The sequence below is a fragment of the Roseibium aggregatum IAM 12614 genome, from assembly GCF_000168975.1.
GTDB lineage: Bacteria > Pseudomonadota > Alphaproteobacteria > Rhizobiales > Stappiaceae > Roseibium > Roseibium aggregatum.
This window is the reverse complement of record NZ_AAUW01000009.1, coordinates 254,863-278,618: the sequence shown is the minus strand read 5'-3', so window position 1 is coordinate 278,618 and position 23,756 is coordinate 254,863. Positions and strand designations below refer to the sequence as shown.

General features: G+C 60.4%; 18 protein-coding genes. 7 read left to right on the top strand and 11 right to left on the bottom strand.

Annotated elements, in window-relative coordinates:
* From addB to SIAM614_RS14375, 11 genes are all read right to left on the bottom strand, one after another.
* On the bottom strand, positions 1-1,770 hold a 1,770-nt coding region (addB, locus tag SIAM614_RS14425; protein WP_006935541.1), incomplete at its 3' end, for a double-strand break repair protein AddB.
* Positions 1,771-1,772: 2 nt separating this feature from the next.
* The gene (locus SIAM614_RS14420; protein ID WP_040440237.1) at positions 1,773-2,507 is read right to left on the bottom strand and encodes a nucleotidyltransferase family protein; all 735 of its coding nucleotides are present in this window, start codon (positions 2,505-2,507) and stop codon (positions 1,773-1,775) included.
* A 39-nt stretch (positions 2,508-2,546) separates the two neighbouring features.
* A complete protein-coding gene (locus tag SIAM614_RS14415; RefSeq protein WP_006935539.1) occupies positions 2,547-4,073 on the bottom strand; it encodes a bifunctional tRNA (adenosine(37)-N6)-threonylcarbamoyltransferase complex ATPase subunit type 1 TsaE/phosphotransferase in 1,527 nt (508 codons plus the stop codon).
* An 8-nt stretch (positions 4,074-4,081) separates the two neighbouring features.
* On the bottom strand, positions 4,082-6,592 hold the full coding sequence (locus SIAM614_RS14410) for a PAS domain-containing sensor histidine kinase (protein ID WP_081455257.1): 2,511 nt from the start codon (positions 6,590-6,592) through the stop codon (positions 4,082-4,084).
* Positions 6,593-6,838: 246 nt separating this feature from the next.
* Complete coding sequence (gene ahcY, locus SIAM614_RS14405; protein WP_006935537.1) at positions 6,839-8,227, bottom strand: adenosylhomocysteinase; 1,389 nt, start codon at positions 8,225-8,227, stop codon at positions 6,839-6,841.
* A gap of 205 nt (positions 8,228-8,432) precedes the next feature.
* Positions 8,433-9,740, bottom strand: a complete 1,308-nt coding sequence (locus SIAM614_RS14400; protein WP_006935536.1) for an SAM-dependent methyltransferase — start codon at positions 9,738-9,740, stop codon at positions 8,433-8,435.
* A 104-nt stretch (positions 9,741-9,844) separates the two neighbouring features.
* On the bottom strand, positions 9,845-10,129 hold the full coding sequence (locus tag SIAM614_RS14395; protein WP_006935535.1) for an HPr family phosphocarrier protein: 285 nt from the start codon (positions 10,127-10,129) through the stop codon (positions 9,845-9,847).
* Positions 10,130-10,137: 8 nt separating this feature from the next.
* Positions 10,138-10,542: a PTS sugar transporter subunit IIA gene (locus SIAM614_RS14390; RefSeq protein WP_006935534.1), complete on the bottom strand. Its 405-nt coding sequence runs from the start codon at positions 10,540-10,542 to the stop codon at positions 10,138-10,140.
* A 136-nt stretch (positions 10,543-10,678) separates the two neighbouring features.
* Positions 10,679-11,146 carry an HPr kinase/phosphorylase gene (locus SIAM614_RS14385; protein ID WP_006935533.1) on the bottom strand — a complete coding sequence of 156 codons (468 nt, stop codon included), beginning with the start codon at positions 11,144-11,146 and terminating at the stop codon, positions 10,679-10,681.
* Positions 11,143-12,960: a sensor histidine kinase gene (locus SIAM614_RS14380; RefSeq protein WP_006935532.1), complete on the bottom strand. Its 1,818-nt coding sequence runs from the start codon at positions 12,958-12,960 to the stop codon at positions 11,143-11,145. The genes SIAM614_RS14385 and SIAM614_RS14380 overlap by 4 nt, the downstream gene beginning before the upstream one ends.
* A 103-nt stretch (positions 12,961-13,063) precedes the next feature.
* Positions 13,064-13,762, bottom strand: coding sequence for a response regulator transcription factor (locus SIAM614_RS14375; RefSeq protein ID WP_031268674.1), 699 nt, complete (start codon positions 13,760-13,762; stop codon positions 13,064-13,066).
* Between the two features lie 501 nt (positions 13,763-14,263).
* Between SIAM614_RS14375 and SIAM614_RS14370 the strand changes: the two genes are divergently transcribed.
* The 7 genes from SIAM614_RS14370 (at position 14,264) to SIAM614_RS14340 (ending at position 23,646) form a co-directional block, all read left to right on the top strand.
* Positions 14,264-15,874: a phosphoenolpyruvate carboxykinase gene (locus SIAM614_RS14370; protein WP_006935529.1), complete on the top strand. Its 1,611-nt coding sequence runs from the start codon at positions 14,264-14,266 to the stop codon at positions 15,872-15,874.
* A 243-nt stretch (positions 15,875-16,117) separates the two neighbouring features.
* Positions 16,118-16,453, top strand: coding sequence for an XdhC family protein (locus tag SIAM614_RS14365; RefSeq protein ID WP_006935528.1), 336 nt, complete (start codon positions 16,118-16,120; stop codon positions 16,451-16,453).
* 16 nt (positions 16,454-16,469) lie between these two features.
* Positions 16,470-17,096, top strand: coding sequence for a LysE family translocator (locus tag SIAM614_RS14360; RefSeq protein WP_006935527.1), 627 nt, complete (start codon positions 16,470-16,472; stop codon positions 17,094-17,096).
* 3 nt (positions 17,097-17,099) lie between these two features.
* Positions 17,100-17,795, top strand: a complete 696-nt coding sequence (locus SIAM614_RS14355) for an XdhC family protein (protein ID WP_006935526.1) — start codon at positions 17,100-17,102, stop codon at positions 17,793-17,795.
* Positions 17,792-19,408 (top strand): NTP transferase domain-containing protein, encoded by a 1,617-nt coding sequence (locus SIAM614_RS14350; RefSeq protein WP_006935525.1) that lies wholly within the window; start codon positions 17,792-17,794, stop codon positions 19,406-19,408. Before SIAM614_RS14355 ends, SIAM614_RS14350 begins: the two co-directional genes overlap by 4 nt.
* A 291-nt stretch (positions 19,409-19,699) precedes the next feature.
* Positions 19,700-19,906: a hypothetical protein gene (locus SIAM614_RS14345; RefSeq protein WP_006935524.1), complete on the top strand. Its 207-nt coding sequence runs from the start codon at positions 19,700-19,702 to the stop codon at positions 19,904-19,906.
* A gap of 365 nt (positions 19,907-20,271) precedes the next feature.
* Positions 20,272-23,646, top strand: a complete 3,375-nt coding sequence (locus SIAM614_RS14340) for a PAS-domain containing protein (protein ID WP_006935523.1) — start codon at positions 20,272-20,274, stop codon at positions 23,644-23,646.
* Positions 23,647-23,756: the final 110 nt, after the last annotated feature.

The following is a 23,756-nucleotide window of genomic DNA, read 5'->3' as shown; positions in this document are numbered from 1 at the left end:
TGTCAGGAACTGGGCCAGGGCCTCGCCCGCCTCACCGGCGTAAAGTTCTGCCACCGAGCCTTCGTGATCGATCGAGATTGCCTCGATCACCTCGACATGGCGCCGTGCGAGGTCGGTCAGAAGGATCGTTCCGCCGTCTCCGGCGAGTTCCTCCAGCGGCTTCAGCGCATTTGCCAGACGGTCGACCAGATTCGCGATCACGTCCCAATCTTCGTCGTGGATCTTTTTCCAGCGCGGCGTGTGGGCCTTGCTCACCTCTTCCCGGCTTGCATCGACGGCCAACCGCAAGCCTGCGGTTCCCGGCCGGGCACGCGGCCCGCGCACGACACCGCGCTCCAGCGCACGGGCGGCGGACCGGATGTCCTTCACCGGTAGGCCGAGCCGTGTCAGCGGATGTTTCAAAAGTGCCAGAAGATCAATGGGATCGCAGCCACCGAGCGCGAGTTTCGCTGCCAGGATCGCCAGAATGGCCGGTGCGGTCTGATCGAGCGGGCGGCCAGCACTGTCGTCCACCTGAATATTCCAGCGGGCAAGTTCGGCCGCGACCCGGCGCGTCAGCATGCGGTCCGGCGAAATGAGCGCCGCGCTTTCCTGCCGTTCGATGGCTTCGCGCAAGGCAATCGCCACGCTCAAGGCTTCATCGGCCTCGTTGCGGGCGGTCATGATCGAGACACCGTCCAGAGCCCTCGCCCTGTCGGTTTCCGAACGGGTGTCCAGATAGGCTGTCCAGCCATCAGAGGTATCGGCCGGGCGAAGCGCTTCGGAGACAAGCTCCTCGCGCAACAGGAGACCCTGGTCGGGTTCCGGCCCGAGCGTTGCGACCTCTTCCCGCGCAGCTCCCAACCGGTCAAGCAACTGCTTCAGCGAGTATTGCGGATGGGACGGCAGAGTTGCCGCGTCCTTCGGCGCCACTCCCTTGCGCATGGAGGCCTTGCCGGTCCTCTGTCCCAGCACCGCCCAGGAGCGGTTGTCCAGATGCCGGTCCAGCCCCGGAAGCACGACGACGCCGGCTTCCAGCCGGGAAACGACCTTCAGCAGTTCCGCAGTGGCCGGAACGGAGCCAGTGACACCCGCGACAATGACCGGCCCGCGCGGCGGCGTTCTTTCCAGACGCTCGGCCTCGCGCCGGATCAGAGCGGAGCGCCGGGCCTTCGGGTCCATCATCTTCAGTTCGGCAAGATGCGCCGGCCAGGCCTCGCGCACGATCTGCAGGAAGTCGAGCGTGATCTGCCAGTACCGGGCATGGTCTTCCGGCACCAGACCGGACAGTTCCGACCAGTCGGCTTCTTCCGTCTCGACCTCATCCATCAGCGTCAGCAGGTCCGCCGCCAGCCAGGCGGCATCGGCCGTCGAAGCCGGTAGGCCGAGCGGTTCGTCGGACCTGAGACTGAGCGCTTCCCGGCGTAGCATGCCCTTCCAGGCCTTCACCAGCCGCGTCATTGCCAGATGGCGTTCCAGAAGTGGCATCGCCGGCGGCAAAGGTTCCAGATCCGCACTGGCGGTCAGGCTCTGGGCATCCTCGTCGGCATCGCCCACCGGACGGATGGCAGGCAGGAGAACCGGCCGGCCGCCGAACCGCTGCTGGAACAGCTCCGGCAGCAGGCGCGCCGCACGGCGTGTCGGCAGATACAGAGTGACCGACGGCAGAAGCAACGGATCGTCCAGCGGACGAAAACCAGGGATCAAGGTGCCGTCGACCAGCGTGTCGACCAGCGTTTTCAGAAAAGGAACGGACGGCGGGACAGACCAGAGGCGCGCGCTGCGGGCCATCCTCAGGCGGCACTCTCACGAACGGCATATTCGGCGTCGCGGATCGCGTCCGGCGTCCCGATATGCAGCCAAAGGCCTTCCATCTGAACGCCGTAGAGACGCCCGGCTTCAATGGCCTTGTCAAAAAGACTGTTCATGGAGAACGGCCCGTCCGGGGCCCCTTCAAAGAGGCGCGGATGCAGGATGGTGGCACCAGCATAGGCAAAGGGCGTGACACCCTTTTCCAGCCGCCGCGTCAGGGCGCCGTCCTTGGCCATGTCGAAATCGCCGCGCCCGGAGTAGCCGACCGCTTTCACGGTTTCGGCGACAAGAAGCAACGCGTCCATGCGGCTCTCGTCCCAGGCTTCGATCATGTGCTCCAGGTTCGGTTTGACACCTTCGATCCAGTAGCAGGTGTCGGCATTAAGCTGGAAGAACGGCTCTTCGCCCAGCAGCGGCAGGGCCTTCTGGATGCCGCCGCCGGTTTCCAGAAGCTGTTCGCGCTCGTCGGAAATCAGGATTTCCATATCGGGGCGGCGGCGGACGTGAACCTCCACCAGATCGGCCAGGTAATGCACGTTGACCACGCAGGACTTCACACCCGCTGCGGCGAGCCGATCCATTCCGTGGTCGATCAGCGCCTGGCCGTTGACCTCGATCAGCGGTTTTGGCGTCGTTGCCGTCAGCGGGCGCATGCGCTTGCCGAGGCCTGCGGCCAGGATCATGGCTTTGGAAGGGCGAAACCGCTTGTCTGTCATCTTCAATCTCAAATGTGCGGCCGGTTGAACGCGGCGCGTTCAGTGCCGGTAGCTTGCGTACCAGTCTTTCAAATCCGACAGGAACGGCCTGTCAAGCGCCCGGTCGAGATAGCCTAGCATGCGCGGCAAATGGCTCAAGTAAGCCGGCTTACCATCGCGCTCGGCCAGGCGGACGAAGATGCCGAGGATCTTGGAGATCCGCTGCGCCGCCATGACCGCATAGGCCTTCGAAAAGCCGGCTTCGTCGAACTCTGCGGACTGCATTTTTCTTGCCGACACATAGGCATCATAGAGCTCGGTTTCCAGAGCGATGTCGATGTCCGTGCGGGCGTCCAGCAGCAGGGAGGCAACATCATAGGCAACCGGCCCATAGACCGTGTCCTGGAAATCAATCAGGCCAATCCTGTCGGTTCCTTTAGCCCCTTCCTGCCAGAGCAGGTTCGGCGAGTGAAAATCGCGCAGCACCCAACCTGTCTGGGCATCGCTGATGCCTTCCAGCGCGTCGCGCCAAAGCCGTTCAAACTCCGCGCGCGTGGTCTCGTCCGCGGGGCTATCGGTCACCTTCGGAACATACCAGTCCAGAAACAGCGCCGCTTCGGCAACAAGTGCGTTAGATGAATAATCCGGCACCTGATACTGCCCACCATCGGCGAGCGTCACCATTTTTGGCCAGGCCTCACCATGCATCTTTGCCAGAACATCGACGGCGGCCAGGTATCTTTCGCGAACCGGTTTACCGCCAACCACGATGGTTTCCCGGCCAAGATCGGACGACAGGATCAACCCGTTGTCCAGATCGCTTGCCAGCAGGTCCGGTGCGCGAAGGCCATGGGTCCGCAGTTCCGTTCCCACCGCGACAATCGCCCGGCAATCCTGTGCCAGATGGACCTTTGCCATGTAGGCCCGCACAGCTTCCGGCACCGCATCCCCCTGGAACGGCCAGCGCATCAGGACGGCTGTCGAAGCGCCTGACGTGACTGTCTCGAACGTGCGCAGGGATGCATCGCCAGCCAGAAAACGACGTGCGGCATCCGGAAAGCCTGCCGAGCCCAGAAAGGACCGCGTTGCCAGCGATTGTCCGATGCGGTTCTGCCAGACAGGATTGTCCGAATAAAGGCTGAACCGGCGCTGGTTCTCGTCTTCCGTGGGCTGAGTGATCTGGATCCAGAGGGCATTGCCGGGCAGCAGACCGTCCGCCTTCTCGGGCCACTCGATCAGCGCGGCTCCCGTTTCCAGAAGATCGTCCAGCCCGAGTTCTTCCAGCTCTTCCGGCTCTTCAAGCCGGTAGAGATCGAAATGGGAGAGATCGAAACGGTCAAATTCATAGGTCTGCACAAGCGTGAAGGTCGGGCTCGGCACCTCCAGATCGGGGTCACCGGCGAAGGCGCGGATCAGGGCCCGGGTGAAAGTGGATTTCCCGGCGCCCAGATCGCCCGACAGGCAAATGACATCGCCGGGCTTCAGGACCATCGCGATGTCGTTGGCAAGCCGCCGCGTGCCCTGTTCGTCGGCGATGTCGATTGTCTGAAAGGCGCCCGTCAGGGGCTGCAGCTGGTGGTCTGCCATTCGGCGTCCTACTCGGCGGCTGCCTGGTCCGCCAGTTCCGGCCGCGCGGGGAAAACGCAGGTCACGGTCGTGCCCTTGCCTTCGGCGGACTGAATGTCGACCGTGCCGCCATGCAGTTCGACGAAGCTCTTGACGATGGCAAGGCCGAGACCTGCACCCTGACGGCGCGAACCGGTGTCATGTCCGACAAAGCGGTTGAAGACCTGGGTGAGGATTTCAGCGGGAATGCCGTAGCCGTGATCCTGAACGACAAAGGTCACCTTGTCGTCTTCACGGCTGCAGGACACGTCGACCACGCCGTCGGGCTCGGAGTAGCGCACGGCGTTGGAGATGAGGTTGAACAGGACCTGGCGCAGGCGCTTTTCGTCGGCAACCATCATGCCGATATCGCCCGGCACATGGGTGCGCAGGTTGATGCGCGCTTCGGCGATCCGGTCCTTCAGCCCTTCGACGGCTGCTGCCACGGTTGGCGCGACGTCGACCTCGCCGAGGTCCAGTTCCATGATGCCGGCATCCAAGGTTGCCAGATCCAGGATGTCGTTGATGATGGCAAGCAGCGCCGAGGAGGAGGACTGGATGTAGTCCGCATATTCGCTCTGCTTGTCGGAGAGTTCGCCGAACTTCGGATCGGCCAGCAACTGGGCAAAGCCGATGATGTTGGTCAGCGGCGAGCGCAGCTCGTAGGAAACATGCTGGATGAAGGCGTTCTTGATCTGGTCAGCCTGTTCCAGCGCTTCGTTCTTTTCCAGAAGTGCCCGCTCGACATTGACGCTATCGGTGACGTCGACAAAGGTCACCAGCGTACCGCCATCAGGCAGCGGAACGGTGGCATAGTCGACGACATCGCCGTTGTGGCGTTCCAGACGGCTGACCTTCTGGGTGCGGTTGTCGAGAAGACCCGTGACGTTGCCGGCAAGCTGTTCCCAGGCATCGCGCTCGGTTTCGCTGAGCGTGCAGGCGGAGACGACTTCCTTGACGTGCGGCAGTTCGGTCAGCTGATCCTCTTCCAGGCCCCAGATACGGCCGAAAGCGGGGTTCCAAAGCCGCAGGCGACCGTCGGACCCGAACACGGCAACGGCTTCGGACAGATTGTCGAGGGTTTCGCCCTGGACACGGGTCAGCGCGTTGTAGCGGCTTTCCAGATCCAGCTGCTCGGTGACGTTCTCATAAATATAGGTGACACCGCCTTGCGGGTGCGGGTTGGCGATGACGCGCAGGGTGCGGCCATCGGGAAGATGCCACCAGCTTTCGCGCGCTTCCAGCGACTGGTAGCTCTCCATCATCTTGTTGCGCCAGACGCGATAGTCAGCCTGTTCCGGGATCTTGCGCGCCGCGCGCAGGGCATCCAGAACAGCGCTGTCTTCCGGCCGGCTTTCCAGGAAGGCGGGATCGAGATCCCAGAGCTGACGGAAGGCGGCGTTGTAGAACTGCAGCTTGCGGTCGGCACTGTAGATGGCAACGGCCGCGGCCAGCTGGTCGAGCGTACGGCCGTGGAATTCCTCGGCCCGGCCGAGTTCCTTCTGCGCCTGTTCCAGCTCGCTGATATCCACGGCAATGCCGGCTCCGCCGACATTCGCGTTGACATCGGTCACCTCGAACACCCGGCGCTCGCCGGAGGCGACAATCGGAATGCGCGCGTTGAAGCAGCCATCCTCGGTGCGCTGCACGGCCATTGCGGTGCGTGCGGCGGCATCGAGGAAAGACGCGCCTTCCTTGACCGCAAGATCCGCGTCGGTCATGTCGACCGCTTCCGCATAGGCCTGGTTGGCCCAGATCAGATTTCCTTCCGCATCCCGCTGCCACGCGGGTGCCGGCATGGCATCCAGAAGCGCATGCAGCATATGCAGTTCGCCCGAGATCTTGGCATTGCGCGCAGCAAGTTCCGCCTGCATCTGCCGCTCACCGGTCAGATCGCGCAGACGCAGGACGACAGCGCCACCTGTGGTGCGGCCGAGCGCTTCCACATAGGTGCCTGTGCGGGTCTTCAAGGTGGTGGTGAACGCTTCGCCGGTGCGGAACAGCATGTCCAGATGACGTTCCAGATCACCGGCGCATTTGGCCGTCAGCCAACTGCCGAAGGCCAGCAATTGTGCTGGTGGACGCGGCACGCCCGATTTTTCGGGAAGAATGCCCCAGATCTGTGGCATGGCGCCGTTGCCAGTCCAGACGATCACGCGCTGCTCATCGGTATTGAGCATCGCCTCCAGGCGGTCGACCCGGAATTTCAGATCGCTCTTTTCCTTTTCCAGCGCGTCAGTCAGCAATCCGGATTGTTTGCGATGACGCACAAGAGCAACGGATGCGGTGACCGCAAAGGCACACATTCCGCCTAACGCACCGAAAAGAATCATGTTATCGGGGGAAATAGCAGCAGTCGTGTCGGCGAGCATGTCGGCTGCCGCCGAACCGCAAGACAGGCCCCAGCCTGCCAGCGCCGTTCCGCCGAGCTTCACCGATTTCAGACTCCAATCTCGCCACGCCGCGCGTTGCCGCGCGCCGTCCCTGCCGCTTATCGGCATATTGTGATCCCCTTGTGCCGCCTTGCCCTGTTCTTGCGGGCCGCAGCTCCCGGTTTCTGGGAGCAAATCAAAGACATCCGCCTCGTGGCCTTTGATTCGCCTAAACCATAACCTTTTTGAGAATCACGCAGAAGAGTCCGTTATTGAAAAGTTAACAGGACCCTTAAAATTAAAGGGTCCTGCATTTTTTTGTTCACAGATCCGAATCGCGGCGATTACCACATCTAGTGGGCCGCCTCGCAGGAATCAGTATTTGTAGTGTTCCGACTTGAACGGACCAGCCTTATTAATCCCCAGATATTGAGATTGCTCGTCGGACAATTCGGTTAACGTGACACCCAGCTTTTCCAGGTGCAGGCGGGCAACCTTCTCGTCCAGATGCTTCGGCAGCACGTAAACTTCGTTCTTGTACTGATCGCCCTTGGTGAAGAGTTCGATCTGCGCCAGAACCTGGTTGGTGAAGCTGGCGGACATGACGAAGCTCGGGTGGCCGGTGGCATTGCCGAGGTTCACAAGGCGGCCCTGCGAGAGCAGGATCATGCGCTTTCCATCCGGGAACACATACATGTCGACCTGGTCCTTGACCGGGCGGCACTTGGTGTTCTTCAGGGCAGCAACCTGGATCTCGTTGTCGAAGTGGCCGATGTTACAGACGATCGCCATGTCCTTCATGCCACGCATGTGGTCGAAGGTGATGATGTCCTTGTTGCCGGTCGCGGTGACGTAGATATCGCCTTCCGGAAGAGCCTGTTCGATGGTCTTGACCTCGAAGCCGTCCATGGACGCCTGCAGCGCACAGATCGGGTCGATTTCGGTGACGATCACGCGGGCGCCTGCGCCAGCCAGGGACTGAGCGGAGCCTTTGCCGACGTCGCCGTAACCGCAGACAACGGCAACCTTGCCCGACATCATCACGTCGGTACCGCGGCGGATACCGTCCACCAGGGACTCACGGCAGCCATACCGGTTGTCGAACTTGGACTTGGTGACGCTGTCGTTGACGTTGATCGCCGGGAACGGCAGCTCGCCCTTCTTCTGCATTTCATAAAGACGCAGCACGCCGGTGGTGGTTTCTTCCGAAACGCCCTGGATCAGCTCTTTCTGCTTGGTGAACCAGCCCGGGTTGGCGGCCATGCGCTTCTTGATCTGCGCGAACAGGCACACTTCCTCATCCGACTTCGGGTTCTCGATCAGGCCGGTTTCGCCGGCCTCGACCCGTGCGCCGAGCAGGATGTAGAGCGTGGCGTCGCCGCCATCGTCGAGGATCATGTTCGCGCCTTCGGGGAAATCGAAGATCTTGTCGGCATAATCCCAGTATTCTTCCAGGGTCTCGCCCTTGGTGGCGAAAACCGGAATACCGGCGGCTGCGATGGCAGCGGCAGCCTGGTCCTGCGTGGAATAGATGTTGCAGGAAGCCCAGCGGACTTCCGCACCCAGCGCAACCAGCGTTTCGATCAGAACGGCGGTCTGAATGGTCATGTGCAGGGAACCGGCAATGCGGGCCCCCTTGAGCGGCTTGGAGTCACCGAATTCGGCGCGGCAGGCCATCAGGCCCGGCATTTCGTGTTCGGCAATCTCGATTTCGGTGCGGCCCCAGTCTGCGAGCCCGATGTCTTTAACGATGTAGTCGGTCATGAATATGTCCTGCTGTTTTGAGCCAGCTTCAGGCGCAAGGCCCCTTGAGTGCCGCCGCCTTCTCGTGAACCGGTGCCGAAAACGGCACCAGGGGCGGGCAGCAACCGAAATCCGGAAGCTCCGGAAATCGTTGGAAGGGGTTATAGCGTCAGCAGGGTCATCACGCAATAAAGATATAAAGAATTCTTTATATCACGTATCCGGATCAACGCCGGTAGAGATCCGCGCGCGACGGCGGCATGCCCGAGGGGCCCTTGGTGCGGCGGGTCGCAACCGTCTGGAAGATACCGATGGTGCCGCGTTCGAAGCCAAGCGACACACCAATGAGATAGGCCACCCACAGGCGATACTTGTGGTCACCTATTTCAGCGACAGCCGCGTCCTTTACCTTCATCAGGTTTTCCGCCCAGAGGCGCGTCGTGCGGGCATAATGCTCGCGCCAGGCTTCCACGTCATGAACCTCAAAGCCGTGGGCTTCCAGATTGGTCAGCGTCCAGCCGATGTGATCGACCTCCCCGCCCGGAAAGATGTAACGCACAAGGGCCTGATACTCCGGCTTCTTGCGACGGAAGGCCTTCAGGTCCTTCTTGCCCCGGCGGGTGATCGCATGGTGCAGATAGATACCGCGCGGCTTCAGCAGGCGGTGCACGCTCTGGAAATAGTTGTCGTAATTGTCCAGCCCGACCGCCTCGAACATGCCGATGGAGGAGATCTTGTCGAACTTTCCATCCAGGTCACGATAGTCGATCAGCTTGACCGAGACCTTGCCTTCAAGACCCCGCGTCCTGATCCGCTCCTCGGCAAGCTTCAACTGCTCTTCGGCCAGGGTGACACCAACTGCGGTGACACCATAATGCTCGGCGGCGTGGCAGATCAGGGCGCCCCAACCGCAACCGATGTCGAGCATGCGGTCGCCCGGCTTCAGCCGCAGCTTGCGGCAGATCATGTCGAGCTTGTCTTTCTGCGCCGTTGCCAGATCGTTCGACCAGTCGGAAAAATAAGCGCAGGTATAGACCATCTCCGGATCGAGAAAGAGCCGGTAGAAATCGTTGGACACGTCGTAATGGAACGCGATGTCGTCCTTGCGGCTGCCGGAGCTGCGGTCCGCTGCCTGACCGGCATCCAGCCCATCCGGATTGGCGGCCGCCTTGCGGCCCGAGCCGCGCCAGAGCGAAAACCCCGTTTTGAGCAGCAACATCTTGTTGAGCCGCTTGCGAATTTCCCGGCTCTTGAGGGCTGGCCGCCTTTCGGCAAAATCGAAAATGCTGCCACCGCGCGGATCGACGTCGCCATTGGCATAAAGATCGATCAGTGTCTTGATGCCCGGTCGGCGCAACAGCCGCGTCAGCGCCGTTTCGGACAGCGCAAGCCGCAGCCCGTCCGCCGGCGCATCGGCAGGCACCCGGGATCCGTCCCACAGTTCGAACGCGAATTGAAGTTCCAGCGCTTCATGGACATGGGTAAGTGCGGTCCGCGCAGCGGAAATCAGTCGGTCCTGAGTGTGGCTCGCCATGTCGGCCCCCGGTTCTGTTTGGAAGAGGAAGGCCGATGCCCGGAGTTCACTCGATCGGCCGCAGCGGATGTATGCACCGCATGATGACGGCGCGAAAGGTCAGTTCAATCTTCTTCGCCAAAACCGCTTTCGACGAGTTCGGCAATCGCCGTCATGGCGTCGTCTGCATCAGTGCCGGTGACACTGACCGTAATGTAGCATCCCGGACTGGCGGCGAGCATCATCAGACCCATGATGGAGGTCCCGCCAACGGTCTGACCATCCTTGGAAACCTGGACGTCGGCCTCGAACATTTCCACCAGTTTCACAAGCTTGGCAGAGGCCCGGGCGTGGAGGCCACGCCGGTTGACGATCGTCAGCTCTTTTTCCAACACGGTTTGCGCTGTCATTATTGTTTTTAGTTCTGCCCCGACAACACCTGGCTGGCAACCGAGATGTATTTCTGGCCGGCCTGACGGGCTTCGTCGACGGCGGCGGCCAATTCGCGATCGCCGCGCACGCTGGCGAGCTTGATCAGCATGGGCAGATTGACACCGGCCACCACTTCAACGGATTTGCCGTCCATCACGGAAATCGCGAGGTTGGAAGGCGTGCCACCGAACATATCCGTCAGAAGCACGACACCCTTACCGGAATTGGCGGCCTCCACAGCGGCCAGAATGTCCTGACGCCGCTGCTCCATGTCGTCATCCGGACCAATGGAGATGGTTTCAACCTGTTCCTGTGGACCGACAACATGTTCCAGCGCCGCTTTGAATTCCTCAGCGAGGCGCCCGTGCGTAACAAGTACAAGTCCGATCATGCGTCAGTTAGCCTGATTATCGAGTGCGTTGAGCTCAGGATCCCAATAGAGATCCGGGAAGAGCCGGGCGTTTATCAGTCTGATGCACTCTCTTCAACCGCTTCGTCAGTTGCAAGTAAAAAACGCCACGGCTGCCTCAAATATAATCCGGTCCTTTGGGGAAAAGGGTGCGCAATGCCCAGCGGATCAGCCGCAGACAATGCGCCGGGTCGTTTTGCGGGCAGACAAGCACCGGTAGCTGCACGCCATCGAGGCAGGCCTGCGTCAGAGGCTGTTCCGGCAGCCGTTCGATGGTCTCGGCAGGGGTCAGGTCAATCACGAGGTGAATTTGCGCGTAACGCGCGAAGGGAGCTTCGATGACGCCAAACCCGCGCACTTCCATGCGGCCTTCTATCGCCTGAGGGGCCTGCGCCTCAAGGCGTCCGTCAACCGCAGCAACATGCGTGTAGTCGTCGGCCACCAGTCGTCCGAGATTGCCTTTGGCACGCGCCGCTTCGATCACAATATCCGCCAGGGACGTCTTGCCGCTTCCGGCTCCCCCCCGGATCAGAAGACCCACGGTTCCAACGATCACGCAATTGGCGTGAACGGCCGGAGCAGTCACTTGCTCCGCCCTGCCGGCAGATAGATGGTGAAGCGTGCTCCAGCGATCTTCTGCTTGCCGTCCTTGCCGGGCACCAACCTGTTGGTCGCAACGATCGTGCCTCCATGGGCCTCGATGATCTGCCGTGAGATCGACAGGCCAAGGCCGGAGTTGTTGCCGAAGCCCTCACCGTCAGGCCGGTCGGTATAGAAGCGTTCGAAAATGCGTTCGGTGTTTTCCGCGCGGATGCCAGGGCCGTCATCATCGACAATGATCTTGATCATCCGGCCATCCCGGCTGAGATCCACTCGAACCGTGCCTCCGGCAGGAGAGAAAGACCTGGCATTGTCGAGAAGATTGCTGACCACCTGACCGAGGCGAATATCGTGGCCTTGCATCTGGTAGGGCTTGGTTCCCTGGGCGTCGGCGACGGCCAGCTTGACGCTTGCTTCTTCCGCTCCGGACCGCTGATTTGCCGCATCCGCCATATTGCGCAGCAGTTCGGCAAGATCGATCGGTTCGGCCTGGATGCGGGCCAGTTCCGCGTCGAGACGGGACGCATCCGAAATGTCGCTGATCAGGCGGTCGAGACGGCGGACGTCGTGCTGGATCACCTCCATCAGCCGGTCCTGCGAATTCTTCGACTTGGCCAACGGCAGGGTTTCCACCGCGCTGCGCAGCGACGTCAGCGGGTTCTTCAATTCGTGCGCGACATCCGCGGCAAATTGCTCAATTGCGTCGATCTTGTTGTAGAGCGCGTGGGTCATTTCCCTGAACGAGCGGGCCAGGTGGCCAATCTCGTCCTGGCGGTCCGAGAAGTCCGGTATCTCTTCACGCGACGTCGACCCCCGGCGCACCCGGTCCGCGGCGGCCGCAAGGCGCCTGACCGGGCCGGCAATCGTTCCGGCCAGAAGGATCGACAGAAGAATGGTCACGGTGGCGGCAAACAGGAACACCCGGATGATGGCGATGCGTTCGGCGCGCACGATAGCGTCGATGTCGCCGCCCTGGGTCGACAACAGCAGAGCCCCGAGCACAGCCCGGAATCGCTGGATCGGCACGGCAACGGAGACGATCAGTTCGCCCCGCTGGGAGATCCGCGTCACGCTGGCCGGTGACCCGGCAAGCGCCGCCTCCACTTCCGGATAGGCGCGGCCGTCGCCGCCGCCGACGTCCTGATAGATCGGCAGGTCACCCTGGCGCAGCCAGCGCTTGACCCACTGCCAGGCCGAATCCCAGAAACCTTCCTCCTCCGCCGTGGGAGGCGGCAGATCGAAGCGCAGGATCTGGGCGCTGGTATAAAGGTGGCGGCTGTCGAGGATGAGAATGCCTTCCGGATCATAGATCCGGGCCCGCGTCTTGGTCGGTGAGATCAGACGGCGCAGCACGGGACCGACCCGTTCCGGGTTGATCGGAAAATCGAGACTGTCGAGGTCTTCCTGGGTCGGGGTAATGCTTTCGCCCGCCTGCAACTGCAACAGCCGCTCCGGGTCGACGGTGATCGTGCCGGTGTCGACGGTGGCCGACGCGGCAATGGCCCCGGCAATGATCTCGCCCTGGGTCAGAAGGCTCTGCACGCGCGCGTCAATCAGACCGGCGCGAAACTGGTTAAGATAGAGAATGCCGATCACCAGCGCCAGCAGACCCACAAGGTTGATCGCAATGATCCGCCGCGTCAGCGACGACAGCACATAGGTGCCGAAGATACGGCCCAACTGGTTGAGCAGGCGGCGGCGGATGCGCTTGTTGCCGAGACGGCGCAGTCGGGAGCGATCCGAACCGTTCTGAGGTTCAGAGGCACCAATGTCTTCCGCGCTCTCGCTTTCCACCGCCATACGGGCCCACATTAGATCAAAGGCTGTTCAATCCAAACAGATTGAACAGCCAAAAGCCGATCGTTTCCAGGTTTCACCGGAACTGCCGCTCGACTGGTCCGTTTCAGACTTCCCGGAAACGGTAGCCGACGCCGTAGAGGGTTTCGATCATGTCGAAGTCGTCGTCCACAACCTTGAACTTCTTGCGCAGCCGTTTGATGTGGCTGTCGATGGTGCGGTCGTCCACATAGACCTGATCGTCATAGGCGGCATCCATGAGCGCGTTGCGGCTCTTGACGACGCCCGGGCGCTGCGCGAGCGCGGACAGGATCAGGAATTCGGTCACCGTCAGCGTGACGGGTTTGCCGTTCCAGGTGCAGGTGTGGCGCTCCTGGTCCATTACAAGCTGGCCGCGTTCCAAGAGCTTGTCGGCATCGTCGCGCGGCGTGGAAGCATCGCGCGGCTGTGCCCGGCGAAGCACCGCGCGCACGCGCTCGACCAGAAGCCGCTGAGAGAAGGGTTTGCGTATGAAATCGTCGGCGCCCATCTTCAGGCCGAACAGCTCGTCGATCTCGTCATCCTTTGATGTCAGGAAGATCACCGGCAGATCCGAGTTCTGGCGCAGGCGGCGCAGCAGTTCCATGCCGTCCATGCGGGGCATCTTGATATCGAAAATCGCAAGTTCCGGCGGGTCGCTCTGCAGGCCGTCGAGCGCCGATGTTCCGTCGGTGTAGGTTTGAACGCGATAACCTTCCGCTTCCAATGCGATAGAGACCGAAGTCAAAATGTTGCGGTCGTCATCGACCAGGGCAATTGTCGGCATGCTTTGTTTTTCCATTTCCGGCAACGCACCGATGGCGCGCATCGGCATTAATGTAACACACAGCCTTTGGCCTGCTAAATGCGCATAAATTAAGGCAATCCGCCCGCAGATAAGCTTGCAAGACACAAAGACCGCCCAGCCGGCTGCATTGGTGGGGATCAGTGCAGAAGATTTCAAGAGACGGATTTGACGTCAAGTCTCCGATCTCATCGGCGTGGTTCTGGCGAGTCCCTGTCCCAGGTGCGAAATGAACGCACTTTCTTTCGGTTCAATCAACAATTCGAACATTCCGAAAGTTTCGAATTTTAGTTCGGTGTCCAAATTAATCATCGGCAATTTATTGGTGATTTTCAATCGATTAAACAATTACATAGCACCTTTGGTAGTCTTGCTGCCCTTTGGTCATTCCACTACGTTCGCAGCCCTCACAGCCAGATTTAGGTTTTCTTAACTTTCTCCGGCCGTGACAAAACTAGCCCCCATCACGAGGACTGCGGGAACATGCAAGAAGTAGGTGTCAGGAATCCCTCAATTGGTTGCGAAACTTTCGGCTTCAAAGGCCTGAAAGCGCTCTATTGGAACCAGAACGAGCCTGCTCTTTATGAACATTCCCTGTCGCGCGGTGAGACGCGGCTGGCTGCCGGAGGCGCCATTGTCGCCGAGACCGGTGTCCACACGGGCCGCTCGCCGAAGGACAAATTCGTTGTTCTGGACGAGGAAACCCGCGACACGGTCTGGTGGGACAACAACGCGCAGATGTCGCAAGCCAATTTCGACGCGCTACTGGCCGATTTCCTGGCCCACGCGGAAGGCATGGAGCTGTTTGCGCAGGATCTTTACGGCGGCGCCGACGCAACCCACCGTCTGCCGGTGCGTGTCTTTACCGAATATGCCTGGCATTCCCTCTTCATCCGCAACCTTCTGCTGCGGCCCGAAACCGCCGAGCTGGAAGGCTTTGCTCCGGACATGACGATGATCGATCTGCCGAGCTTCAAGGCGGATCCGGCGCGGCACGGCTGCCGCTCGGAAACGGTGATCGCCTGCGATCTGACGCGCAAGATCGTCCTGATCGGTGGCACCTCCTACGCGGGTGAGATGAAGAAGTCCGTCTTCACCATGCTCAACCACCTGCTGCCGGCCAAGGGCGTGATGTCCATGCATTGTTCGGCAAACGTCGGCGACGACGGCGATACCGCCGTTTTCTTCGGCCTGTCCGGCACGGGCAAGACCACACTTTCCGCCGACCCGTCCCGCACGTTGATCGGCGACGACGAGCACGGCTGGAGCGAAAGCGGCGTCTTCAATTTCGAAGGCGGCTGCTATGCCAAGACCATCAAGCTTTCTGCTGAAGCCGAACCGGAAATCTATTCCACGACCCAGCGCTTCGGCACCGTTCTTGAAAACGTGGTGCTGGACGACAACCGGGTGCCGGATTTCGACGACGGTTCGAAGACGGAAAACACCCGCGCCGCCTATCCGATCCACTTCATTTCCAATGCCAGCGACACCGGCTGCGCACCGATGCCGAAGACGATCATCATGCTGACGGCCGATGCCTTCGGCGTCATGCCGCCGATTGCGCGTCTGACACCGGCCCAGGCGATGTATCACTTCCTGTCCGGCTACACCGCGAAGGTGGCCGGCACCGAAAAGGGCGTGACCGAGCCGCAGGCGACCTTCTCGACCTGTTTCGGTGCACCGTTCCTGCCGCGGCATCCGTCCGAATACGGCAACCTCCTGAAGGACCTCATCGCCAAGCACAACGTCGATTGCTGGCTGGTCAACACCGGCTGGACCGGCGGCGCCCACGGCACCGGCCACCGCATGCCGATCAAGGCCACGCGAACCCTTCTCACCGCCGCTCTCAACGGCAGCCTGAAGGAAGTCGAGTTCCGTACCGATGCGAATTTCGGCTTCCAGGTTCCGGTTTCCGTTGAAGGTGTCGACGATACGATCCTGACCCCGCGCGAAACCTGGGCCGACAAGGATGCCTATGACGTTCAGGCCGCCAAGCTGGTGGAAATGTTCGTCAGCAACTTCGCCACCTTTGAAGACCATGTCGACGGTGCAGTGCTCAATGCCGCTCCCGCCGCGCGCCTGGCAGCCGAATAAGCCCGAAAAAATACCCCGCACAACCTGAACGGCTCCTCCCTGTGAGGGGCCGTTTTTTCTTCGCTGTCCGGCGCTGGCTCCCTGAAAGGCAACAGGGTTGGCCATCAGGCAGCATGCCGTTCACGCCTGATGCGCGCCGCCCGCCACAAAAAGCAACGGAGGCCTTTGCTTTCCCCTGACTGCTCTCTTTCATCAAATTCAGAAAGATCTATATTGGAGGTCCTACCTTCAAGGGGCGACGTCATGACGGCCACAGAGACGACTTCCATTCCCGACGTTCTGAAAACCGCTGAAAGCTGGCGTGGTGCCGGGCGTTCCGTTGCGCTGGCGACAGTGGTTGAGACCTGGGGCTCCGCACCACGCCCGGTTGGTTCCCACCTGGTCATCGATGCGGAAGGCAATTTCGAAGGCTCCGTCTCCGGAGGCTGTGTCGAAGGCGCGGTGGTGTCCGAGGCAATCGATGTGATCGAGACCGGCAAACCGACGACGCTGGAGTTTGGCGTTGCCGACGAAACCGCCTGGCGCGTCGGCCTTTCCTGTGGCGGACGCATTCGCGTTTACGTCGAACCTGTCAGTTGAGCCCGGACCTGAAGTAATGACCACGGAAAGCCTGCTCGCCTTCATTACCGCAACGGCACTGTTTGCCTATATGCCCGGCCCCGCGCTGCTCTATACCGCCGCTCAGACGATTGCCCGCGGACAGCGGGCCGGCTTCATGGCAGCCGCCGGCATTCATCTTGGATGTTATGTCCACGTTTTTGCCGCCACCTTCGGCTTGTCGGCTGTCTTCAATGCCGTGCCGACGCTCTATCTTGCGCTAAAGCTGGTGGGCGGCGTCTATCTGATCTTCCTCGGCATCCAGATGATCCGCACCCGCGTGGCCGCAGGTCCGTTGCCCATCCTGCCGCAAAAATCCGCAAAGCGGGCCTTTGCCGACAGCATCCTGGTGGAGATTCTCAATCCCAAGGTCGCCGTTTTCTTCATCGCCTTCCTGCCGCAGTTCGTCATCCCCGACGCCGGACTGCCGATCTGGGCGCAGTTCCTGATCCTCGGCACTATCGTCAACTGCGCCTTCACCTCGGCGGATATCGTCACCGTGCTGTTTGCCAGCGAGGTGAAGAAACGCCTGACCAGGGCTTCCAGATTCCAGAGCCTCACACGCTGGCTCGGCGGATCCCTTCTGGTGGGACTTGGACTGAAACTGGCAACGGACCGCGCATAGATCATGGACTTTTCCCTGCTCACCGACCTCAACAAGGACCGCGCCGCCCGCCGCGCGGCAATCCTGGTGACGGAGATGACGGACGGGCGGCAACGCCTTGTTCGCAAATCCGATGATTTTTCCGCCGATCCCCTGGCGGAGGAACTTGCAAAGCGGTTTCGCTCCGGCAAATCAGGCATGATCACCACTGAAGGCGGCGAAGTCTTCTTGAACGTGTCGCTACCGGCACCGCGGCTGGTCATCATCGGCGCCGTTCATATCAGTCAGGCCCTTGTGCCGATGGCGGAGGTTGCCGGGCTTGATGTAACCGTCATCGATCCGCGCACGGCCTTTGCCACCGAGGACCGGTTTCCCGGCAGCACGCTCAAGGCGGACTGGCCGGAGGAGGTCTTGAAGGATACGCCGCTCGACGCCTTCACAGCCGTGGCTGCCGTCACGCATGATCCGAAGATCGACGATTTCCCCTTGATGGAAGCGCTGAAGACCGGCTGTTTCTATGTCGGGGCGCTTGGCAGCCGCAAGACCCACGCCAAGCGGCTGGAACGGTTTACCGAAGCAGGTCTCGCGCCTGAGCTCTTTGATCGGATCGACGCGCCCATCGGTCTCGATATCGGCGCGGCGTCGCCGGAGGAGATTGCGGTTGCCGTTCTCGGGGCCATTATCAAGGCGTTGCGGACGGCCCCGGGAGTTGCCGCATGATATTCGGCCCCTGTCCGCCGGAAGATGCCGAAGGCTGTATTCTCGCGCACCGGACAGCCCTGCCGAACCGTGTGCTGAAAAAAGGCCACCGCCTGACCGGAAAAGACTGCGCCGATATAGCCGCCGCCGGTATCGACAGCCTGATGGTTGCCCGGATAGAGCCCCGTGACACCGGCGAGGACGCGGCTGCCGAACGGCTTGCCACGGCTGCCGCAGGCACGGGCCTTGAAACCGACACCGCCTTCACAGGGCGCATGAACCTTTATGCTGCCACCAACGGCGTTCTGGTTGTCGATGCGGATGCCGTGACCGCGGCCAACCGGATCGACCCGGCCATCACCTTCGCGACGCTGCCGAATTACACCAAGGTTCTTGCCGGGCGCATGGTCGCGACGGCGAAGATCATTTCCTTTGCTGTTCCCGAAGAGCAACTGGGTGCCGCCGAAAACGCCCTCAAGGGCGCCGTCCGTGTCGCAGCCTTCAGTCCCCGCAAGGTCGGCCTTGTGGCGACGCAACTGCCGCATCTCAAGCCGTCGACCATGGACAAGACCCGCAGGGTACTGGAAGAGCGGCTTTTGCCGAGCGGGTCAACAGTGCTGAGCGAGTACCGGATTGCCCATACCAGGGACGCCGTCGCCGAGGCCTTGCTGGCGTTGAAAGACGAAGGCGCCGATCTTCTGATCCTGTTCGGGGCTTCTGCCGTCGTTGACCGCCAGGACGTGATACCTGCGGGGCTGGATCTCGCCGGGGGGACGGTGCATCACCTGGGCATGCCGGTCGATCCGGGCAATCTGCTGATGCTCGGCAGTCTCGGCGGCCTTCCCGTGCTGGGTGCGCCAGGCTGTGCACGCAGTCCGAAGGAAAACGGCTTCGACTGGGTTCTCGACCGCCTGCTGGCCGGACTGGAAGTTCACCCCGACGACATTACCGCCATGGGCGTTGGAGGCCTGTTGATGGAGATCGGGACTCGGCCACAGCCCCGCGAGGGCAAGCGCAAGGGCAAGGCCGCCAAAATCGCCGCGCTGATCCTTGGAGCCGGCAAATCGTCCCGCATGGGTGGTCCGAACAAGCTGCTGGCGACGCTGGACGGAAAGACGCTGATCCGGCATGCGGCAGAAGCTGCAACAGGTGCCGGTCTGGCACAGACTGTTCTGGTCACCGGCCATCTGGCCGAAGAGGTCGGGGCCCAGGTGGAGGATCTGGACATTACGCTGGTGCATAATCCGGATTTTGCCGATGGCATGGCCGGGTCCATTCGCGCTGGCATGAATGCTCTTGCTGCGGACACTGATGCGGTGATCATCCTTTTGGGAGACATGCCGCGCATCGGCAGCGACGTCCTGAAAAAGCTGATCGGTGCCTACCGCGAAAGCGACAGCAGTCTGATCGTCACGGCGACGGCGGACGGCAAGCGGGGCAATCCTGTCCTGTGGGACCGGCGGTTCTTCGACGCGCTGAAATCGCTGCGCGGCGACGTTGGAGCGCGCCATATCATTGGCGAAAATTCGGGGTTTGTGGCCGAAGTCGAAATTGGCGCTGCCGCAAGACTGGATCTCGATACGCCCGACGCGCTGCAACGGGCCGGAGGCAAGTTGCCTCAGGCAAAAGGCTAAACATTTGACCTTGCGAAGTAAGATCAAGCAGTAAAGCCAAACGATAACATTACATTAACCCGGTATGCACTGAGTGCAGGCCGGAAATGCCAGCTATTCTATTGCAATTTTGTGACACGCCGCTTATGTAATGCCTGCGCTTGCTGAAGGGCACCCAATTGGGTTGGACAACGGATGACGTCCCGGGCGCCGCTTACATCCGATTTCTGTCGAAAGCTGTTCGGATCCTCCCTCCCGAGGATGCTCGAGCGCTTTTGTCGCTTTGTTAGAAGAAGAACGAAGGAAAACGTCATGGCTGACTTGTCTCTCCCGCGCCCGGGCTGCTGCAAATGGGCAGAAGGCGATGCTGGTAACTACATCTTCCCGTGCACCACACGCGTTGAAGCAGGTGTTTCTTATTGCACCGAACACAGTGCCATCGTCTACATCCCGCCGGAAGAGCGCCGCCGTAACCGTTCCGGTGGTGGCATGAGCCTGTCTTTCCGCCGCGCGGCGTAACGCATTCAAGCTGCTTTCACCGAAAAGCAGACATTCCGTGGAACCACCACGCACCTTGAAACCCGGTCGTCAGGCCGGGTTTTTTGTTGTCTGGAGCCCCTCAGAGATCCGCTTTCGAAGCTTCCCCATTGTAGGAAGCAACCATCAGGCGAAAGAAATAATTATTTCGACCCAAGCAACATCTAAACATTACCTTTTGTTATATTCTCAATAAATACAATCTCCTTGAGCAGATAAAACAACCCCACCTTGATAGACAATTTAATTCAATCTAGAAAAATTAATTCTTTGTTTTGGCTCCTTATCGTAGCGTAACTTACTGAAACCTGGATAATGACGCGGTCGGCAAAGAGGCACAGTGCATCATGAACCCTGTGCAGGGACATAGCGAACAGGATCGTCTGGACGCACTCGCGTCGCTCGCAATCCTCAATTCTGACCGCCTGCAGGAATACGACGATCTCGTCGATACACTTGCAGCGATCTTTGAGGCACCGATCGCGTTCATTTCCATCGTTGGAAAGGACGACCTCTGGTACAAGGCCGGGACCGGCATCGCTCTCGAAGACACGCCCAGAAGCGGGACTTTTTGCGACCAGGCAATCCTTTCGCGTGACGTGATGGTCGTGCCGGACGCCCATGAAGACGCGCGCTTCCGCAACAGCCGTCTCGTCTGCGGTCCACCTCACATACGCTTTTACGCCGGCTATCCGCTGTCACTGGATGGCACGCATATTCTCGGTGCCCTGTGTGTTGTCGATACCAAGCCCCGGCAGCCAAGCGAACTGCAGCTCCGTCAATTGCGGCGGATGGGCACGATCGTGCTCGGACTGATGAAATCCCATAGCGCCCAAAGGGAGACGCAGGCTGCCCTTGGAGAAGCCAGGGAACAGCAACGACGGGCCATACGGAAAAAGGCCCTACTGGAGGAGATCACGACAGTTTCCGGCGTCGGAGGCTGGGATTTCGATGTCGATACAGACACGGTTACCTGGACCGACAAAACGCGGGAAATTCATGAAGTCGGCAGCGACTTCGTACCAACCGTCGACATGGCACTCTCCTTCTATGCACCGGATTGCCGCCGCCAGATCTCGGATGCCGTCATCAAATGCATCAAGGAAGGTGTCGCCTGGGACCTGGAACTTCCCTTCATCACCGCCAAAGGGCGCAAGATATGGGTCCGGACCGCTGGCAGGCCTGTCATTGAAAACGGCCGCACAGCTCGTCTGGTTGGCGCGTTTCAGGACATTACCGAACGTAAACGGTCCGAACAGGCCATTTTGCAATCCGAGGCCGTTCATCGAACCACTCTGGAAACCTTGAGCGAGGGCATTCTTCTTCTCAACAAGGACGGCCAGATCCAGTCGTTCAACCCTGCTGCCGCCGCGCTGCTCGGCTATTCCGGCGAGGAGATGAAAGACAAGAAGCTGCAGGATCTCGAACTGGATATTCTTTGCGAAGAAGAGGCAGACGTTTCAGGCGGCAGTCTTTTGCAACTTGCGGCCAAAGATCCGGAGAAGGTGTGCAACGTGGTCGCCAATGTGACCCGGCGCGGCACTGACCAATCCACCTGGCTGAGCCTGAATGCAAAGTCAATCGGCGACCGAAATGCCTACGGTCTTGATGGCGTCGTTCTGTCCCTGACCGACGTGAACGCCGCCAAGCGGCAGCTAATCGCGCTTCAGGCCATCTTCGACAATCTGCCTGGCGGCCTTGTCTACTACGACCCGGAAAGACGGCTGGCGGTTTGCAACAAGGATTTTCAGCGGCTTCTGCAACTGCCGCAAACGTTCATCGATCGCAAGGCGTCCCTTGTCGAGGTGGCGACCTATCTGGCCGAGCGGGGAGATTATGGTCCGGGAGATCCCGGCAAACTTCTCGAGGAAAGGTTCAGGCACTTCGACAATCCCAAACCGCATATCTACGAACACATCAGCCCTGACGGCACTCATCTGGAGGTGCGCGGTATCCCGCTGCCAAGCGGCGGGCTTATCAGCAGTTTCTTCGATATCTCGGAACGCAAGCGGGCAGAACACATTCTCCGTCATTCCGAGGCCGTCCACCGGACAACGCTTGAAACGCTCAGCGAAGGCATTCTTTTGCTGACCCATTCCGGCGACATCCAGTCGGCCAATCCTGCCGCTGTCGAATTGCTTGGCTTTAAAGACATGGACCTGGTTGGGTTGAATGTTGCCGACATCGATTTCGGTCTCCGGTGCAGCCTGAAGGGCAGGCGGGAGTGCAACGCTCCTTTGGAACTGGCTGCCAGCGACCCCGGGTCGGTGCGCGACGTCATTGCCCATCTTCTATCAGCCAACGGGCGACCGCGGCGATGGTTGCGCCTGAGTGCAAGGCCCGTCAACGAGGACCAGGACTTCGATCTCGACGGTGTGGTGGTCTCGCTGACCGACATCACGGAGACGAAGCAGCAGGCCGATACGCTGCAAAGCATCTTCGACAATTTTCCAGGAGGCATCGTTCATTATGATGAATCGCTCCGGCTGGCGTCGAGCAACGAACAGTTCCGCGCCCTTCTGGATTTTCCCGAGGACCTGATTGAGCGCAGGCCGAATCTCTTCGACTTCTTCCAGTACAACGCCGAGAGAGGGGATTACGGCCCTGGCGATCCGGAGGCGCTTGCTCTGGAGCGGTACCGTCAATACGACTTGCGAAAGCCGCAGGTTTTCGAACGGCGCGCCGCGAACGGAACCTACATCGAAACCCGCAGTACCCCCCTGCCGTCCGGTGGCGTGATCCATAATTTTTATGACATCACCGACCGCAAGAACTTGGAAGAACAACTGGCCACTAACGAACGCCTGGCCAGACACCGCACCCAGGAACTCGAAGGCATTCTGGCCAACATGCGACAGGGCGTCAGTGTCTTTGACGCGCGCGGCCGGCTGACGTTGTGGAACCGGCAGTATATCGAAATCTTCAAGAAACCTGAGGGAGATGTGCGCGAAGGTGTCAGCCTGATCGAATTGATTCAGGCTGAAAAGGAGCGCGGAGAATTCGAGGGCGACGTTCAAGAACACGTAATGGATCTGATGATCCGCCTTTCAGCAGGTGAGGTCGTCCGCTCCAAATTCCGTCACCCCAGCGGCAGGATCATAAGCGCGGTGCATGCCCCCCTGCCCGGCGGTGGATGGATCGGCACCCATGAAGACATCACCTCGCGCGAACTGGCCGCGGAAAAGATTCAATTCGCGGCGCACCACGACACCCTGACCGGACTGGCCAACCGCACGCTTTTCAATGCCAAACTGGAGGAAGCCCTGACGGCGGCGGCACACAACGGCATTGCCGGCGATCTGATGCTGCTTGACCTGGACAAATTCAAACCGGTGAACGACAGCTTTGGCCATGATGTCGGCGATGAATTACTGAAATCGGTTGCTCAGCGGCTGCGCGAATGCGTCCGTGCTTCCGATCTCGTCGCCCGGCTTGGCGGCGATGAATTCGGCATTATCCTGACAGGAACCGGCTCGGGCAATGCCGGAACAGCAGAGATTGCCGACCGTATTGTCAAGAAGATCGGTACGCCGTTTACCGTTCTCGACAACATCATCTCTGTCGGGATCAGTGTGGGCATTTCTCCGATTACGGGCAGCGAACTCGATCCCAGCCCAGTGATAAAGCGTGCGGACCTTGCACTTTACGAGGTCAAGAAAAATGGCCGGAACGGCTTCAAGTTCTACGAAGAGGAAGACACGGTCCGGTTCGCCCGGGCCTGAGCCGTTCTCCCCCTTTACCGCAACACCAACAACCCGCAGACCAGGCCGCCTGACGGGAGTTGAGCGGTTTCAAACCTGCGGTTGACCCTCGCCCAAAACAAAAACGCGGC

Bases quoted from the DNA above. Each gene is read 5' to 3' on its own strand.
- SIAM614_RS14420 (WP_040440237.1), bottom strand. From the start codon at position 2,507: ATGACAGACAAGCGGTTTCGCCCTTCCAAAGCCATGATCCTGGCCGCA.
- SIAM614_RS14390 (WP_006935534.1), bottom strand. From the start codon at position 10,542: ATGATCGGACTTGTACTTGTTACGCACGGGCGCCTCGCTGAGGAATTC.
- SIAM614_RS14410 (WP_081455257.1), bottom strand. From the start codon at position 6,592: ATGCCGATAAGCGGCAGGGACGGCGCGCGGCAACGCGCGGCGTGGCGA.
- SIAM614_RS14380 (WP_006935532.1), bottom strand. From the start codon at position 12,960: ATGGCGGTGGAAAGCGAGAGCGCGGAAGACATTGGTGCCTCTGAACCT.
- SIAM614_RS14365 (WP_006935528.1), top strand. From the start codon at position 16,118: ATGACGGCCACAGAGACGACTTCCATTCCCGACGTTCTGAAAACCGCT.
- SIAM614_RS14340 (WP_006935523.1), top strand. From the start codon at position 20,272: ATGAACCCTGTGCAGGGACATAGCGAACAGGATCGTCTGGACGCACTC.
- SIAM614_RS14345 (WP_006935524.1), top strand. From the start codon at position 19,700: ATGGCTGACTTGTCTCTCCCGCGCCCGGGCTGCTGCAAATGGGCAGAA.
- SIAM614_RS14400 (WP_006935536.1), bottom strand. From the start codon at position 9,740: ATGGCGAGCCACACTCAGGACCGACTGATTTCCGCTGCGCGGACCGCA.
- SIAM614_RS14350 (WP_006935525.1), top strand. From the start codon at position 17,792: ATGATATTCGGCCCCTGTCCGCCGGAAGATGCCGAAGGCTGTATTCTC.
- SIAM614_RS14375 (WP_031268674.1), bottom strand. From the start codon at position 13,762: ATGCCGACAATTGCCCTGGTCGATGACGACCGCAACATTTTGACTTCG.
- SIAM614_RS14395 (WP_006935535.1), bottom strand. From the start codon at position 10,129: ATGACAGCGCAAACCGTGTTGGAAAAAGAGCTGACGATCGTCAACCGG.
- ahcY (WP_006935537.1), bottom strand. From the start codon at position 8,227: ATGACCGACTACATCGTTAAAGACATCGGGCTCGCAGACTGGGGCCGC.
- SIAM614_RS14415 (WP_006935539.1), bottom strand. From the start codon at position 4,073: ATGGCAGACCACCAGCTGCAGCCCCTGACGGGCGCCTTTCAGACAATC.
- SIAM614_RS14360 (WP_006935527.1), top strand. From the start codon at position 16,470: ATGACCACGGAAAGCCTGCTCGCCTTCATTACCGCAACGGCACTGTTT.
- SIAM614_RS14355 (WP_006935526.1), top strand. From the start codon at position 17,100: ATGGACTTTTCCCTGCTCACCGACCTCAACAAGGACCGCGCCGCCCGC.
- SIAM614_RS14370 (WP_006935529.1), top strand. From the start codon at position 14,264: ATGCAAGAAGTAGGTGTCAGGAATCCCTCAATTGGTTGCGAAACTTTC.